The sequence below is a fragment of the Brevundimonas sp. EYE_349 genome, assembly GCF_023147505.1.
Taxonomy (GTDB): Bacteria; Pseudomonadota; Alphaproteobacteria; order Caulobacterales; family Caulobacteraceae; genus Brevundimonas.
Genome location: NZ_JAHXPB010000001.1, coordinates 15,505 through 28,574, shown reverse-complemented (window position 1 = coordinate 28,574; position 13,070 = coordinate 15,505). Strand labels below are relative to the sequence as shown.

17 protein-coding genes and 2 tRNA genes are annotated in these 13,070 nt (G+C 65.6%); 12 read left to right on the top strand and 7 right to left on the bottom strand.

Annotated features, from left to right (window positions below):
• Positions 1-12: 12 nt before the first annotated feature.
• The gene (locus KZX42_RS00200; protein WP_248115976.1) at positions 13-282 is read right to left on the bottom strand and encodes a hypothetical protein; all 270 of its coding nucleotides are present in this window, start codon (positions 280-282) and stop codon (positions 13-15) included.
• Between the two features lie 81 nt (positions 283-363).
• Between KZX42_RS00200 and KZX42_RS00195 the strand changes: the two genes are divergently transcribed.
• Positions 364-438: transfer RNA gene (locus tag KZX42_RS00195), tRNA-Thr, on the top strand.
• A gap of 68 nt (positions 439-506) precedes the next feature.
• On the opposite strand, the gene KZX42_RS00190 is transcribed toward KZX42_RS00195, so the two are convergent.
• The 4 genes from KZX42_RS00190 to lipB all read right to left on the bottom strand — a co-directional run bounded on the left by KZX42_RS00190 (position 507) and on the right by lipB (position 4,045).
• Positions 507-1,097 (bottom strand): hypothetical protein, encoded by a 591-nt coding sequence (locus tag KZX42_RS00190; protein ID WP_248115973.1) that lies wholly within the window; start codon positions 1,095-1,097, stop codon positions 507-509.
• Between the two features lie 48 nt (positions 1,098-1,145).
• Positions 1,146-1,640, bottom strand: coding sequence for a peptide-methionine (R)-S-oxide reductase MsrB (gene msrB / locus KZX42_RS00185; RefSeq protein WP_248115971.1), 495 nt, complete (start codon positions 1,638-1,640; stop codon positions 1,146-1,148).
• A 74-nt stretch (positions 1,641-1,714) separates the two neighbouring features.
• On the bottom strand, positions 1,715-3,199 hold the full coding sequence (locus KZX42_RS00180) for a hypothetical protein (protein WP_248115968.1): 1,485 nt from the start codon (positions 3,197-3,199) through the stop codon (positions 1,715-1,717).
• Positions 3,200-3,328: 129 nt separating this feature from the next.
• The gene (gene lipB, locus KZX42_RS00175) at positions 3,329-4,045 is read right to left on the bottom strand and encodes a lipoyl(octanoyl) transferase LipB (RefSeq protein WP_248115966.1); all 717 of its coding nucleotides are present in this window, start codon (positions 4,043-4,045) and stop codon (positions 3,329-3,331) included.
• A gap of 9 nt (positions 4,046-4,054) precedes the next feature.
• Between lipB and KZX42_RS00170 the strand changes: the two genes are divergently transcribed.
• The 7 genes from KZX42_RS00170 (at position 4,055) to KZX42_RS00140 (ending at position 9,419) form a co-directional block, all read left to right on the top strand.
• Complete coding sequence (locus tag KZX42_RS00170; protein ID WP_248115964.1) at positions 4,055-4,363, top strand: FliM/FliN family flagellar motor switch protein; 309 nt, start codon at positions 4,055-4,057, stop codon at positions 4,361-4,363.
• A gap of 80 nt (positions 4,364-4,443) precedes the next feature.
• Positions 4,444-4,528 (top strand) — tRNA-Leu (locus KZX42_RS00165).
• Positions 4,529-4,593: 65 nt separating this feature from the next.
• On the top strand, positions 4,594-6,012 hold the full coding sequence (mgtE, locus tag KZX42_RS00160) for a magnesium transporter (protein ID WP_248115963.1): 1,419 nt from the start codon (positions 4,594-4,596) through the stop codon (positions 6,010-6,012).
• Between the two features lie 168 nt (positions 6,013-6,180).
• Positions 6,181-7,248 carry a lysozyme gene (locus tag KZX42_RS00155; protein WP_248115961.1) on the top strand — a complete coding sequence of 356 codons (1,068 nt, stop codon included), beginning with the start codon at positions 6,181-6,183 and terminating at the stop codon, positions 7,246-7,248.
• Between the two features lie 43 nt (positions 7,249-7,291).
• Positions 7,292-8,461 (top strand): isovaleryl-CoA dehydrogenase, encoded by a 1,170-nt coding sequence (locus KZX42_RS00150; RefSeq protein WP_248115957.1) that lies wholly within the window; start codon positions 7,292-7,294, stop codon positions 8,459-8,461.
• Between the two features lie 29 nt (positions 8,462-8,490).
• Entirely contained in the window at positions 8,491-8,679 is a 189-nt protein-coding gene (locus KZX42_RS00145) for a DUF3008 family protein (RefSeq protein WP_248115954.1), read from the top strand.
• Positions 8,680-8,780: 101 nt separating this feature from the next.
• Positions 8,781-9,419: an exopolysaccharide biosynthesis protein gene (locus tag KZX42_RS00140; protein WP_248115951.1), complete on the top strand. Its 639-nt coding sequence runs from the start codon at positions 8,781-8,783 to the stop codon at positions 9,417-9,419.
• Positions 9,420-9,670: 251 nt separating this feature from the next.
• Here KZX42_RS00140 and flaF read toward each other — a convergent pair whose 3' ends face one another.
• Together flaF and flbT are read right to left on the bottom strand one after the other, a co-directional pair.
• Entirely contained in the window at positions 9,671-10,033 is a 363-nt protein-coding gene (flaF, locus tag KZX42_RS00135) for a flagellar biosynthesis regulator FlaF (protein ID WP_248115949.1), read from the bottom strand.
• Positions 9,993-10,415, bottom strand: coding sequence for a flagellar biosynthesis repressor FlbT (gene flbT, locus KZX42_RS00130; RefSeq protein WP_248115947.1), 423 nt, complete (start codon positions 10,413-10,415; stop codon positions 9,993-9,995). Before flbT ends, flaF begins: the two co-directional genes overlap by 41 nt.
• 145 nt (positions 10,416-10,560) lie before the next feature.
• Between flbT and KZX42_RS00125 the strand changes: the two genes are divergently transcribed.
• The 4 genes from KZX42_RS00125 to KZX42_RS00110 all read left to right on the top strand — a co-directional run bounded on the left by KZX42_RS00125 (position 10,561) and on the right by KZX42_RS00110 (position 13,014).
• A complete protein-coding gene (locus tag KZX42_RS00125) occupies positions 10,561-11,004 on the top strand; it encodes a hypothetical protein (RefSeq protein ID WP_248115945.1) in 444 nt (147 codons plus the stop codon).
• A 16-nt stretch (positions 11,005-11,020) separates the two neighbouring features.
• Positions 11,021-11,215 (top strand): hypothetical protein, encoded by a 195-nt coding sequence (locus tag KZX42_RS00120; protein WP_248115943.1) that lies wholly within the window; start codon positions 11,021-11,023, stop codon positions 11,213-11,215.
• A gap of 62 nt (positions 11,216-11,277) precedes the next feature.
• A complete protein-coding gene (locus tag KZX42_RS00115) occupies positions 11,278-12,138 on the top strand; it encodes a MoxR family ATPase (protein WP_248115941.1) in 861 nt (286 codons plus the stop codon).
• Positions 12,139-12,210: 72 nt separating this feature from the next.
• Complete coding sequence (locus KZX42_RS00110; protein ID WP_248115939.1) at positions 12,211-13,014, top strand: methyltransferase type 11; 804 nt, start codon at positions 12,211-12,213, stop codon at positions 13,012-13,014.
• The last annotated feature ends 56 nt before the right edge of the window (positions 13,015-13,070 follow it).

Sequence of the window (13,070 nt, the reverse complement as noted above, 5' to 3'; positions counted from 1 at the left end):
CGCCGATGACTTTCAGTTGCTGTCTCTAGGCGCCGCGGGGGTCCGGGCCGGCGCCTTGCGCCGTTTCAGATTGGCGCGAAGGGCGGCGGCCATACGCATGGCCTTCTCGGCCTTGGCGCGCGCCGCCTCGGACTGAGCCGGTTCAGGCGCGACAGCGGTCGATGGAGCGGCCTCGGCCTTGGCCGACGATTCGACGCACGGGGGCGCAGCGGCGGCTGGCGGCGTAACGGCGTCGTGCGGAGAGCGAGTCATGAGCCGCAGAATGCCGCGATCACGGGCCATGTCCAAACTTTCTTTCAGATCGTCAAAAAGCCGCTTCCCTCCCCGGAAGGGTTTGGCTATACGGCCGCTTCCTCAGTCGGGGCCGCCGTAGCTCAGTGGTAGAGCGCATCCTTGGTAAGGCTGAGGTCGTGGGTTCGATTCCCCCCGGCGGCACCATCTGAGAACTGAAAAGGCCCGGCTTTCGCCGGGCCTTTTTGCATTCGGGATCTGTTGTTCCGGTCCGTTCAGTCGAAGGCGGACATTCGGCCTCGGTAGGGATCGCGTTCATCCGAATCGCGATCCTTGCTCCAGCTGAAGCCCATCGACAGCGACTTGCTGGTGGTGTCGCCGCCGTAGCTCCGAGCGCGCACGCCGTAAGGCGAATAATAGCCAGCTCCCGCCAATCCATAACGGCCCGGATAGCCATAGCCATAGCCCCACGGCTCGTTGCGCGCCTCGCGATAAGCCAGGTCCAGCCGTCCGTTCTCGCCGACCGGCATGGAGACCGCCGCGCCATAGGTTCGATAGCCGCCGGTGCCGATACCCGCCTCGACCATTCCATGCATCTGGCGGTCGTCCTGAGGACCAGGCGCAGGCGCCTCTTCGAAGCTGGCTCCCGGCGTGCGGTTCGAAATCCAGTTCTGGATCTGCTGTTCCGTGGTCATGCCATGGGGTTGCGCGTCCTGCGCCGTCGGGGCGGAGAGTGCGGCCTGGGGGGCGGCGTTCATGGCCTGGGCCAGGGTCGGGGCGTTCGTTGGGGCGGTCGCGACCACGCCGTCCGGGTCCTCGCCAGGCGCCATCAGGGCCATGCTTGCCAAGAAACCTGCAATCAGCATTTCGCCTCTCCCTTCGACATCATCCTAGCACGGCGAATACCGCGATGGTCAGGCGATTCCATCGCCGCGCCCCAGAGGATCCGGCAGCGGCTCTCCTTCCGCGACGAACGAGAGGGCCACGGAGTTGATGCAGTAACGATTGCCAGTCGGGGGCGGACCGTCGGGGAAGACATGGCCCTGGTGGCTGCCGCACCTGGCGCATTGGGTCTCGATGCGGATCATGCCGTAGCTTGTGTCTCGGATTTCGTGAACGTGGGTCGCGTCCACCGGCTCGGTGAAGCTGGGCCAACCCGTGCCGCTCTCGAACTTGGTGCGGCTGCGGAACAGCGGCAGGCCGCACTCGCGGCAACAGAACACGCCGGCCCGCTTTTCGCCCAGCAGCGTACCGCAGAACGGCGCCTCGGTGCCGTGCGACAGCAGGACGCGCTTCTCTTCGGGGTTCAGGTCCGCTTCCAGCCGGGCGCGTTCCTCGGCGTCGGGCGGCGTCAAATCGTAGCCCGAAGGCGAGTGCAGGATTTCGGTGTGGGCGGCGAGATCGGTCATGGTCTGCAAATGGGAAGGGGCGGGCCGAGGTTCCACCCCTGCCCGCCCTTGCGCCTCACACAACGATGCGAAGATTACTGGAACAGCGTTCTGACCCAGGCGCGCACGGCCGCTTCGTCGGTCGCGTCGCCGGTGTAGGCCAGACCTTGGGCCGGGGCGAAGGGCGCGTCATTGCCGCGCTGGCGCGTCGTCCAGGCCTTATGGCCATAAGTCAGCTCGGCATAGTTCGACGGCAGGCGCAGCACGGTGGGCTCGATGAAGATCGAATCCTCGGCCGTGACCGATCCTGCCAACCGCACGTTCGGAAGGCGCGTCAGCAGGTCCAGCGTGTCCAGGCAGCCGCTGGTGCACCCGCCGTCCACCAGAACCACCACCGGCCCGGCGACCGGGTTGGCGGCGCCCGTGTCGGCCACGGACGGACGTCCCGGCAGGGTGAAGGTCGCCTGATTGGCGGCCAGGGCCGAATCGAAGGCGGCGACGATGGCCTGGGTCTGTTCGATCACAGGCCCGGATTCGGCGACGAAGCGGGGATCGGCCTGCATCCGGGTCAGGGTGTCGACGAACCACTGACGGTTGGCCTGGGTGGCGCGATAGGTGATCGAGCCGGCCTCAGGCTGGCGGCTGACGGTGAACTCGGGCGTCCAGATGCGGTTGGCCAACCCATAGCCGCGCCCCGTGGCGTTCAGCGATGCGCCGTTCGCGCCGCGCAGGTCGATGACCAGGCCTTGCGGCCCGCGAATGGCGGGAAGCTGCGCCTCGACAGAAGCGAAGAAGGCGTCCCAACCGGCGTCGTCCGCCAGGGTGTGGACGTTGATCCAAGGCCGCCCGTTCACCGTCTCGATCGACAGCGGATTGGCGCCGGGCACATAGACGGTGGCGCGATAGGCGGCCTCAAGGCCGGCGGCGTCGGCTGGCTGCGGCTGCATCTGGAAATCGCGGTCGCGACGGCCGACCTTGAAGGTGCACAGCGACGGCACGCCTCCGGTGAAGGGATTGTTGCGGTTCCACAGCAGATAGGGCGCGGTGCGGACGCGACCGGCCTCGGTGGTCAGATCGCCTTCCCAGCGGTCCAGCCGCTCCTCGGCCAGCTGGGCTGCGGTCTTGTCGCCGCACTTGACCAGGGTCGCCCCGACCGGCGGAAGGTTGCGCACGCCAGGCTTGGCGTAGGAGACCACATATTCGCCGTTGCGCCAGGCCGTGGCCACGCCCGGCCAGCTGGTGGCGAAGAACGGCCCCAGACCTTCATAGGTCGGGCGGATGGCGATGTTCGAATCGCGGAAACCGTTGGCGTAGTAGCGCATCAGATAGGCGTGGCTGTCGCCGCTGTTGACCTGCCCCACCTTGCCTTTGGCCTGGGCCAGGCCCGCGTCGATCCAGCTGCGGAAGGCTTCGCCGGGCGCGCCGGGAATCACGGCGGCGGGATGGTTCGCAGCGAGGGCGTCGTGGGCGGCCTGGAGATCCTGCTGGGCCAGGGCGCGGAAGTCCTGGGCGACAGCCGAGCCAGCAGCGACGGTCAGCGACAGAACGGCGGCCGATGCGGCGGCGATCATGCGGTTCATGGGGTTTCCTGCGGTCTTCTCAAAGGTAAACGCTTGGACAGCGTTAAACCCCATGCGTCCCGGGCTTGCCAAGCCCGCACGACCTGATTTCGCCGCATTGTCACATGCGACCCAGGGATGCAGCGCGGCTCAGACCGGCGCGCTCGCGGTCGTCACCGGCCCGAACAACGAAACGAAGCTGCGCCGCAGCGCCGCGTCCGCCTCGTCCAGCGTGGCCAGGACGCCCAGATCGACCAGACTGGTCACGCCATGCTCCTGAATGCCGCAAGGCACAATGCCGCCGAAATGATCCAGGTCCGGTTCGACGTTCAGACTGATCCCATGGAAGCTGACCCATTTGCGGACCTTGACGCCGATCGCCGCGATCTTGTCCTCGCGCGACCAGCCGGGCCCTTTGCGCTCCACCCAGACCCCGACCCGGCCCGGCCGAACGTCAGCGATGACGCCGAAGTCGGACAGGGCGCCGATCAGCCACAGCTCCAGTCCGCGCACGAAGCAGCGCACGTCCCTGCCCCGTCGGTTCATGTCCAGCATGACATAGCAGACCCGCTGCCCCGGCCCGTGATAGGTGAACTGCCCTCCGCGCCCCGTGCGGTGGACGGGGAAGCGGCCGGCGTCCAGCAAGTCCTCGTCCTTGGCCGAGACCCCGGCGGTGTAGAGCGGCGGGTGTTCCAGCAGCCAGACCATCTCGGACGCCTCGCCCGCCGCGATGGCCGCGACCCGCGCCTCCATGAAGGCCTCGGCGGCGGCATAGTCGACATAGCCGTCGGACACCGCCCATTCGACGGGCCGGCCGTCGTCGAGGCGCAGTTTCTGAAGGGACGAACTTAACGGCTCAGCAAGCATGAGGCTTCAATGTGGGCGCGAAGGCGTTTCCGCAAGGGACGGCCTTTCCGTGACCGAGAGCTTTTCGTGACCCAGATCAACGCCGTCGATGTCGAAATCTCAGTCGTCCTGGGGCGTTCGGTGCTGCCGATGTCGCAACTGCTGCGCATGGGACGCGGCGCGGTGATTCCTCTGGACGTGGCTGAGGGCGACGAGGTTTGGATCCTGGCCAACAACTATCCCGTGGCGCGCGGCGAGATCGAGATTCGCGACGACCGCATCGCGATCACGGTCACCCGCCAGGCCGATGTCTATGACTTCATGGCCGGGTCGGCCTGAAATCGGCGCCTTCAATACGCCGCTCAATTCGCCCTTTCCTTTTCCAACGGCTTCGTCTATTCGCCGCCGCTCCGATGCGAGCGGTCGTGGCGGAATTGGTAGACGCGCAGCGTTGAGGTCGCTGTGGGGCAACCCGTGGAAGTTCGAGTCTTCTCGACCGCACCATCTGGCTAAACAGGGCGATTCATCGGCTAACTCCGGCTGGACACACTACCAAGGAAGGCGACAACGTGAGCACCACGGACAACGCCTTCGCGCCAGCCGAAGCGCCTGATACCGAAGACCACGCCGCCCTGGACGAGGACTATGTCCTCACCCCGGCCTTCGTCGAAAAAGTCGTGGACGCCGCCGACGACGGCGACGGGATGCGGCTGCGTTCCCTGCTGGAAGACCTGCACCCCGCCGATGTCGCCGACCTGATGGGCTTCCTGACGGCCGAGCATCGCGCGGTCGTGGTCCTGTGGCTGCCGCCGGAGCTTCTGGCCGAGACCCTGCCGGAACTGGACGACGGCATCCGCGAGGAGGTGCTGGAGCGCGTGCCGCATGGCACCCTCGCAGAGGCCCTGCAGGAACTGGACTCCGACGACGCCGCCGCTGTCGTGGAGGATCTGGAGGACGATCAGCGCGAGCGCGTGCTGGCCGCCATGCCCGAGGTCGACCGGGCCGCTATCGAAAGCAGCCTGGGCTACGCCGAGGAATCGGCCGGTCGCCTGATGCAGCGCGAAGTGATGGCCGCGCCCCAGTTCTGGAGCGTGGGCGACACCATCGACCACATCCGCAAGCAGGGCGACGATCTGCCCGAACTGTTCTTCGACATCTATGTGGTCGATCCGGTCAACCGGCCGGTCGGCGGCGTGGCCATCAGCGCTCTTTTGCGCGCGCCCCGCAGCGCGGCCCTGACAGATCTGATGGAGCCGGTGAACGAGATTACCGTCGATCAGGACCAGGAAGAGGTCGCCTATATCTTCGAGAAATACCACCTGATCTCGGCGCCGGTCGTCGATGCCGGCGGTCGGCTGGTCGGCCAGATCACCGTCGATGACATCGTCAACATCATTCAGGAAGAGAACCGCGAGGACATCCTGCGTCTGGCCGGTGTTGCCGACGAGGATCGCGGATCGTCGGTGCCAGAGATTGTGCGCGGTCGCGTGCCCTGGCTGGCCATCAACCTGGCCACGGCTGCGGCGGGCGCCAGCGTCATCGGCCTATTCGAGGCGACCATCCAGCAGATCGTGGCCCTGGCCGTCCTGATGCCCATCGTCTCGGCCATCGGCGGCAATGCGGGCACCCAGGCGCTGACCGTGACTGTGCGGGCGCTGGCGACGCGCGAACTGAACTCGGCCAACGCCATGCGGACCTTCCTGCGCGAACTGGTTGTGGGTCTGGCCAACGGCCTGATCCTGGCGCCTCTGATCGGCGTCGCTGCCGGATTCTGGTTCCGGGACGAGGACTGGAAGATCGGCCTGGTCATCGGCGCGGCCATGATCCTGAACCTCTTGGTCGCCGCCATCATAGGGGTGCTGACGCCGTTGACCCTGTCCAAGCTGAAGTTCGACCCGGCCGTGTCTTCGGCCGTCTTCGTCACGGCGACCACCGATTTCTTCGGCTTCCTGATCTTCCTTGGTCTGGCCACACTGGTCCTGCTCTAGACCGGGCGCGATCCAGCGTCCGGCGCGGCCCTTGCTGAGGACGGTGCGAACGCCACGCGCCTGTCTTTAATTGGGTCACCTGTGTCCGACGTCCTAGCCAAACCGACCAGAGTCTCCCGCGAAGGGGTCCTTCTGATCAAGAGCTTCGAAGGGTTCCGCCCTCGGGCCATGCTCCGTAGCGACGGCCGCTGGGTCATCGGCTATGGTCACACCCATTCCGCACGCGAAGGCGCGGCGGTGTCGGAGGCTGAGGCTGAGCTTCTGATGCAGTACGACCTGTTGCCGGTGGTCAAGGCGGTGGCCGACCATGTGAAGGCGCCCCTGAACCAGCACCAGTTCGACGCCCTGGCCAGCTTCGCCTTCTCCATAGGCGCAGAACGGTTCGCGACCTCGGACGTGGTGGCGCAACTGAACGCCGGCCAGGCGGGACAGGCCGCCGCCGCGATAAGCGCTTGGGCGGACGACGCCGCCGCCGAAAAACCCACGCGCCGCCGCTCGGCCGAACACGCCCTGTTCAACGCCGCGCCCGGCGCCCCCGTCACCCTGGCCGATTTGCTGGCCGCGCCTCTACCGTCTCCTTTCGAGACATCGCCGACCGCCCTGCCCGCCGTCGACGGCGCTCTGGACGAGACCGTGGCGCCCTTCCCTGTGGTCGAAGAGGCCGCCGAAACGACTGCGACGCCCGCGCCGCTGGCCCAAGCGACCTATGCCGCCAAGACCGTCGGCCCTCTCGCCGAAATCGCCCCCCTGACCAGCCAAACGGTCGAAGCCCCCCCTATCATCGCGGCGAACGACCTGCATGATCCGCTGATTGGGCAGCCGGTCGAGAACGCACCGACCGGATTCGCGCCCGAACCTTCCAGCGTCGTGCTGACCGCCCCCGGTCTGGCCGCCGAAGCCACAGCCGCCGCCGCGCCTACACCCGCCGATCCCGCCCTGACGGCGCTCGATCCCGACTTCACGCCGCCCGATCAGGCGCTGGGGGTGCGCGAGGTCGTGGCCCGCGCCAAGGCGTCTCGGCGCGCGGGTTTGGGCGAACTGGTCACCTTCTTCGCCATGGGCGCGCTGGGCATGGTGTCGCTGGGGGTCGCCGCCGCCGCCTTTCAGCGCGCTTCGGCCACGCGTAGCGGCGACACGGCGACGGTGGCCTGGGTCCTGGCTCTGATCGCGGTCGCCTGCATCGGGGTGTCGGCCTACAACCTCTATCGCCGCTGGGGGCGTCCCGACCGCTACTGACGGCGCTTGGCGAAGACCCGTGCGCAATGCTACCCCGTTGCGCATGAGCATTCCCTTCGCGCCCCAATCCATGGAATTCGGCCTTGGCGAAAACGCCGACGCCATTCGCGATACCACGGCCCGCTGGGCCGCCGATCGTCTGGCCCCTCTGGCGGCCGAGATCGACGAGAAGAACGAATTCAAGCGCGAGCTGTGGCCCGAGATGGGCGACCTGGGCCTGCACGGCATCACCGTCGAGGAAGAGTTCGGCGGCCTGGGCCTGGGCTATCTGGAACACGTGGTGGCGATGGAGGAGGTCAGCCGCGCCTCCGCCTCGATCGGCCTGAGCTACGGCGCCCACTCCAACCTGTGCGTCAACCAAATCCGCCGCTGGGGAACGCCTGAACAGAAGCAGAAATACCTGCCCAAACTGATCAGCGGCGAACACGTCGGCTCCCTGGCCATGTCCGAGGCCGGGTCGGGTTCGGACGTCATGTCCATGAGGACCCGCGCGGATCGCAGGGGCGACCGCTATGTTCTGAACGGAACCAAGTTCTGGATCACCAACGCGCCCCACGCCGACACCCTGGTCGTCTATGCCAAGACCGATCCCGAGGCCGGATCAAAGGGTTGCACCGCTTTCCTTATCGAAAAGGGCATGAAGGGCTTCAGCGTCTCCAAGAAACTGGACAAGATGGGGATGCGGGGCTCGGACACCGCCGAACTGGTTTTCGAGGACTGCGAAGTGCCGGAAGAGAACATCATGGGCCCGCTCGGCGGCGGCGCGGGTGTGCTGATGAGCGGCCTGGACTACGAGCGCGCTGTTCTGTCCGCCGGCCCCTTGGGCATCATGCAGGCGGCGCTGGATGTCGTTTTGCCCTACGTCCGCGACCGCAAGCAGTTCGGCAAGCCGATCGGCTCCTTCCAACTGATGCAGGGCAAGGTGGCCGACATGTATGTCGCCCTGAACAGCGCGCGGGCCTATGTCTACTCGGTCGCTCGCGCCTGCGACGCCGGGCTGACCACACGCTATGACGCGGCGGGCGCGATCCTGCTGGCGTCGGAGAACGCGGTGAAGGTGTCGCTAGAGGCCGTTCAAGCACTGGGCGGCGCCGGCTACACCAAGGAATGGCCGGTCGAACGCCTGGTTCGCGACGCCAAGCTCTACGACATCGGCGCGGGCACCAATGAAATTCGTCGCTTCCTGATCGGGCGGGAACTGCTGGGCGGCTGACGGCTTGTCTCCGCCAGAGGAGACATCCGATGCCCGCAAAATCCGCAGCCCAGCAAAAGGCCGCCGGCGCCGCCTTATCGGCCAAACGCGGCGACACGCCCAAATCCAAGCTGCAGGGCGCGTCCAAGTCCATGGTCGACAGCATGACCGAGGGTCAGTTGGAGGACCTGGCGCATACCAAGCGCAAGGGAAAGCCAGACCACGTGGCGGAAAAATAGTCGCATTTCGTGATTATTCGACCGCGTCGCCCTTCTGTAAGTGGCGGTGAAACCGTTGCGCGCCTAGATGGCTCGAACCTTTCAGCCGAGCGCCTTTCCTGATGCCCGCCCCACCGCCTGAAAACGACGACCTGCGGCGTTTTTCCGACGTTCTGGAGGAAATTGGGGAGAGTCCCGATCCCAAGCTGAAGCTGGAGGAACTGGTCGCGGCTTTCGGCGAACGCGGCTTCGGCGCCATGATCCTGATTCTGTCGATGCTGGCCCTGCTGCCTTGGCCGCCAGGCGGCAAGGCGGTGTTCGCCGTGCCGATCATCCTGATGTCTCTGGAGCTGGCGTTTCAGCGCGACGCCATCTGGCTGCCCCGTTGGGCGCTGAACGCCTCAATCAGCCGTCCAGCCTATCGCGCCGGCGTGTCGCGCATAATGAAGGTGGTGCGCTATGTCGAAAACCTGACACGGCCGCGCATTCCTTTCCTGACGGGCGAAATCGCCGACACCGTAACGGGCCTGGTCTGCGTCGTTCTGGCGCTGATTATGGCCCTGCCCATACCGTTCGGCGACGCCCTGCCCGGCATCGCCTTGGTCTTCTTCGCCCTGGGCATGATGCAGCGGGACGGCGTGGCCATCCTGCTGGGCGCCGCCGCGTCCGGCGCCTGCGGCCTTTACCTGTTCCTGATTTGGCGCACGGTGATCGAGGTCACCCACCATGCGGCAAGCTGGATGGCCCAGATCTTTCACTGACCGGACAAAGCAAAAGGGCCGCCGGATCGCTCCGACAGCCCTTCATTGCCTGATCGCAGAGGATCAGGCCGCAACGTCAGTCTGAAAGGATCAGACCAGGGCCTTCCCGAGGCCCAGGGTCGCGGCCGTCGCTCGCGATTGATGACAATGAGACACTGGATCACCTCCTTTCGACTGTTGAACAGGGAGGTTGAACGTAAGCCGTCTCAGCGCCTTGCGCCAATAGGCTTCGCGTTTTCGTGAAGTCGCCTTCAGGCCGCCTGCGCGGCGCCGGCCAGGCCCTGCATGATCATGCGATTGATGTCGATCAGTTCCTGGAACGTCTCCTCGCCCCGCATCACCGCAGAAGAGTGACGATTGACGAACAGGCTAAGCGAAATGATCTGGGCCCGGACGGGATTGGCCAACGCATTGCCGGAGTCGCTGCAGTCGCCGGCCAAGGCCGACCACAGCCGCCGATTCCAATCCAGGGCGTCGATTCGGCCGGCGATGTCCGAGGGATCCAGCGTGGAGGCGTGAACCAGCGCGCGCGTGACCTGACCGAACAAACGGTACTCCAGGTCGCGCGGGCTCTCAGCCCTCGCTGTCGCCGCTGTGTAGGCCTGAAGCGACATTCAGCACTCTCTCTTCATACTCGACAATCTTACGCGCCGACATCAGGGCCTTATAGTATTCGCGCGCCAGCACGTGACGCGAGGCCGACACACACTCCGCCAATATGTCGGGGTTCTGCGTCGCGCCCATGAATTCTGTGATCCGAAGCGCCAGTTCGTCGTAGAATTTGGCGGCCCCGCTCTCATCCAGATACATCATCATGATCGGGAAATAGATGCGGCGTGCGGGCGTGACGACGTCCTCGGCCTGCATGATGTCCTTTTCCCGCAGCACGCTGGCGCGGTTCTGCAGGATCAGCACGCCGCGACGGTCGCCGTTCTGAACCACGGCCCCGTTCAAAACGAATTTCTCGCCGGGTTTCAGCGACAGCTTCAGGGCCATTGAGGACCGACTCCAGGCAGCGTCCCCAAGGACAGGCTTGATAGGCTCAACCCTACCCCCTCATCGGTTAACCATCTCTTGTGCGACAGCGCGACGGGAACACCTATCGCCGACACGGCGTTTGCCTGTGACAGAGGAGGCGACCATGCCGGACAACGATTATCAGGACGATCAGGAACAGTCGGAGACCTTCGACGAAACCCACCTGGACGACGAGGGCGACGGCGATTTCCTGCTCGACGAGGCCGATCAGGTTCTGGATGTCACCCAGGCCGAAGGTGACGCCGACGAAGAGGAATTCGACCCCGACGCCGAGATCGATCTGGACGACCAGCTCGCTTTGGATGGGATCGAACGCGAGGCCGACGCCCTGCTCGGCGTGGATGGCGAGAACCGCAGCCAGCTGGACGCCGACGGGGACCCTGCGTCCGCCCCCGACGAGGTCGAACTGGTCTATTCCGGCTTGATGGAGAATGAACGCGGCGCCCAGGCCAGCGCCGCCCATTGGGAAGCCAAACGTCTGTCCGACGACGATATCTCCGACCTGGGCTACGGCCCGGACGGCGATCAGGACAGCGCCGCGCGATAACAGAGAGGATCAAGCCATGGATCACGAAAAAGCCCGCAACGACGCCCACTCCGACGCGCCCCACGCCAAGCGTACGGAAGGCCAGGTCGAGAAGCCCGATCAACTCGACAAGATCGACCAGTCCGAGAGCCGCCAGGAAGCCCTGGTCGACGAGGGTCTGGAAGAGACCTTCCCCGCCAGCGACCCGGTTTCGGCCAAACGCATCACCTGATCGCTGTTCACGTCGATGGCGATACGCTACCCACTTCGTGGAAACACGGAGTGGGTTATTTCATGAGCCGTTTCGAAGGCACCGACCGCTATATCGCAACCGACGACCTGAAGGTGGCGGTCAATGCCGCCGTGGCGCTGGAGCGTCCGCTGCTGATCAAGGGCGAGCCGGGCACGGGCAAGACGGTTCTGGCCTATGAGATCGCCAAGGCCTTCGACGCCCCGCTGATCACCTGGCACGTCAAGTCCACGACCAAGGCCCACAACGGCCTATATGAATACGACGCCGTCAGCCGCCTTCGCGACAGCCAGCTGGGCGAAGAGCGCGTCCATGATGTCCGCAACTATCTGAAGAAGGGAAAGCTCTGGGAGGCCTTCACCGCCCCCGTGCGGCCCGTCCTGCTGATCGACGAAATCGACAAGGCCGACATCGAGTTCCCGAACGACCTGCTTCAGGAACTGGACCGGATGGAATTCTACGTCCAGGAAACCGACGAGACGATCCGCGCCGAGGTTCGGCCCATAGTCATCATCACATCGAACAATGAAAAGGAACTGCCGGACGCTTTCCTGCGTCGCTGCTTCTTCCACTTCATCCGGTTCCCCGACGCCGACACGTTGTCGGCCATCGTCGAGGTCCACTTCCCCGGCATCAAGCCGCGCCTGGTGTCAGAGGCGCTGAAGACCTTCTACGAAATCCGCGACACGCCGGGGCTGAAGAAGAAGCCGTCCACATCCGAATTGCTGGACTGGCTGAAACTGCTGCTGGTCGAAGACATCGACGCCGAAACCCTGCGCGAAAAGACACCCAATCGTCTGATCCCGCCGCTTCACGGCGCGCTTCTGAAGAACGAGCAGGACGTGCATCTGTTCGAACGGCTGGCCTTCCTGAACCGACGTGAAGGCGCGCGTCCCGGCGGTTAACCCCGCCTTACCGCGATTTCACTGGAACGACGAACCACAGCGCGCAGAATAGGGACCAAGAGAGGTTCGACCATGCGTCATGTCCTGATTTGTCTTGCCCTCGCGACCAGCTTGGCCGCCTGCGACGGCGAGAACTCGGTGCAGATCACCACCACCCAGTCCAGCGACGATCAAAAGACCGGCGTTCTGAAGGTGATCGACACCCTGCAATGCCCGGACAATCTGGGCGTCCTGACCCGAAAGGGTTTGGCGGCGGCGGGCGGCGCCAACTGCGTCTATGGCGGTCCAAAGGGGTCGGATGTCGTCCTGCATCTGGTCCGACTGGACGGCCGCCCGGTCGATGACGTCCTGCGCGACTTCGAAGACCGCGTCAGCGCCGAACTGCCGACGACTTCCGCCCGACTGGCCCCCTCGCCTGCCGCAGAGGCGGCGCCGGCCGCCGCCGCGAACGGCGAAGAGACCGCTTCGGTTCAGGCGCCGGGCGTCAACATCCAGACCCGGGGCGAGGACGCCTCGGTGCGCCTGCCCGGCCTGCGGATCGAAACCCAGGGCGACAACGCCAGCGTCCGCATCGGCGGCATCAACATTCGGTCCAAGGACGATCAGAACACCCGCACCGAAACCTCGACGGTCAGCGTGGACTCCAACGAAAAGTCGACGCGCGTACGAACGCGCGCGCCGGGTGCAGCGACGCGCATGACCTACATCCTGTCCGACGACCAGCCCGCAGCCGCCGGCTGGCGCCGCGTCGGGTTCGAGGCGCGCGGCCCCGCCGGCGGCCCCATCGTCATCGCCGTGGTCCGTTCCAAGGACCGTCGCGACGGCGGGGTGTTCGACGACGCTCGCGATCTGGTCGCGCTGAACGTCGGCCGCTGAGGCCGCCCGAAAACCGCATCACGGTGCGGGATAGTTGGCCGGATCGATGGGCGACG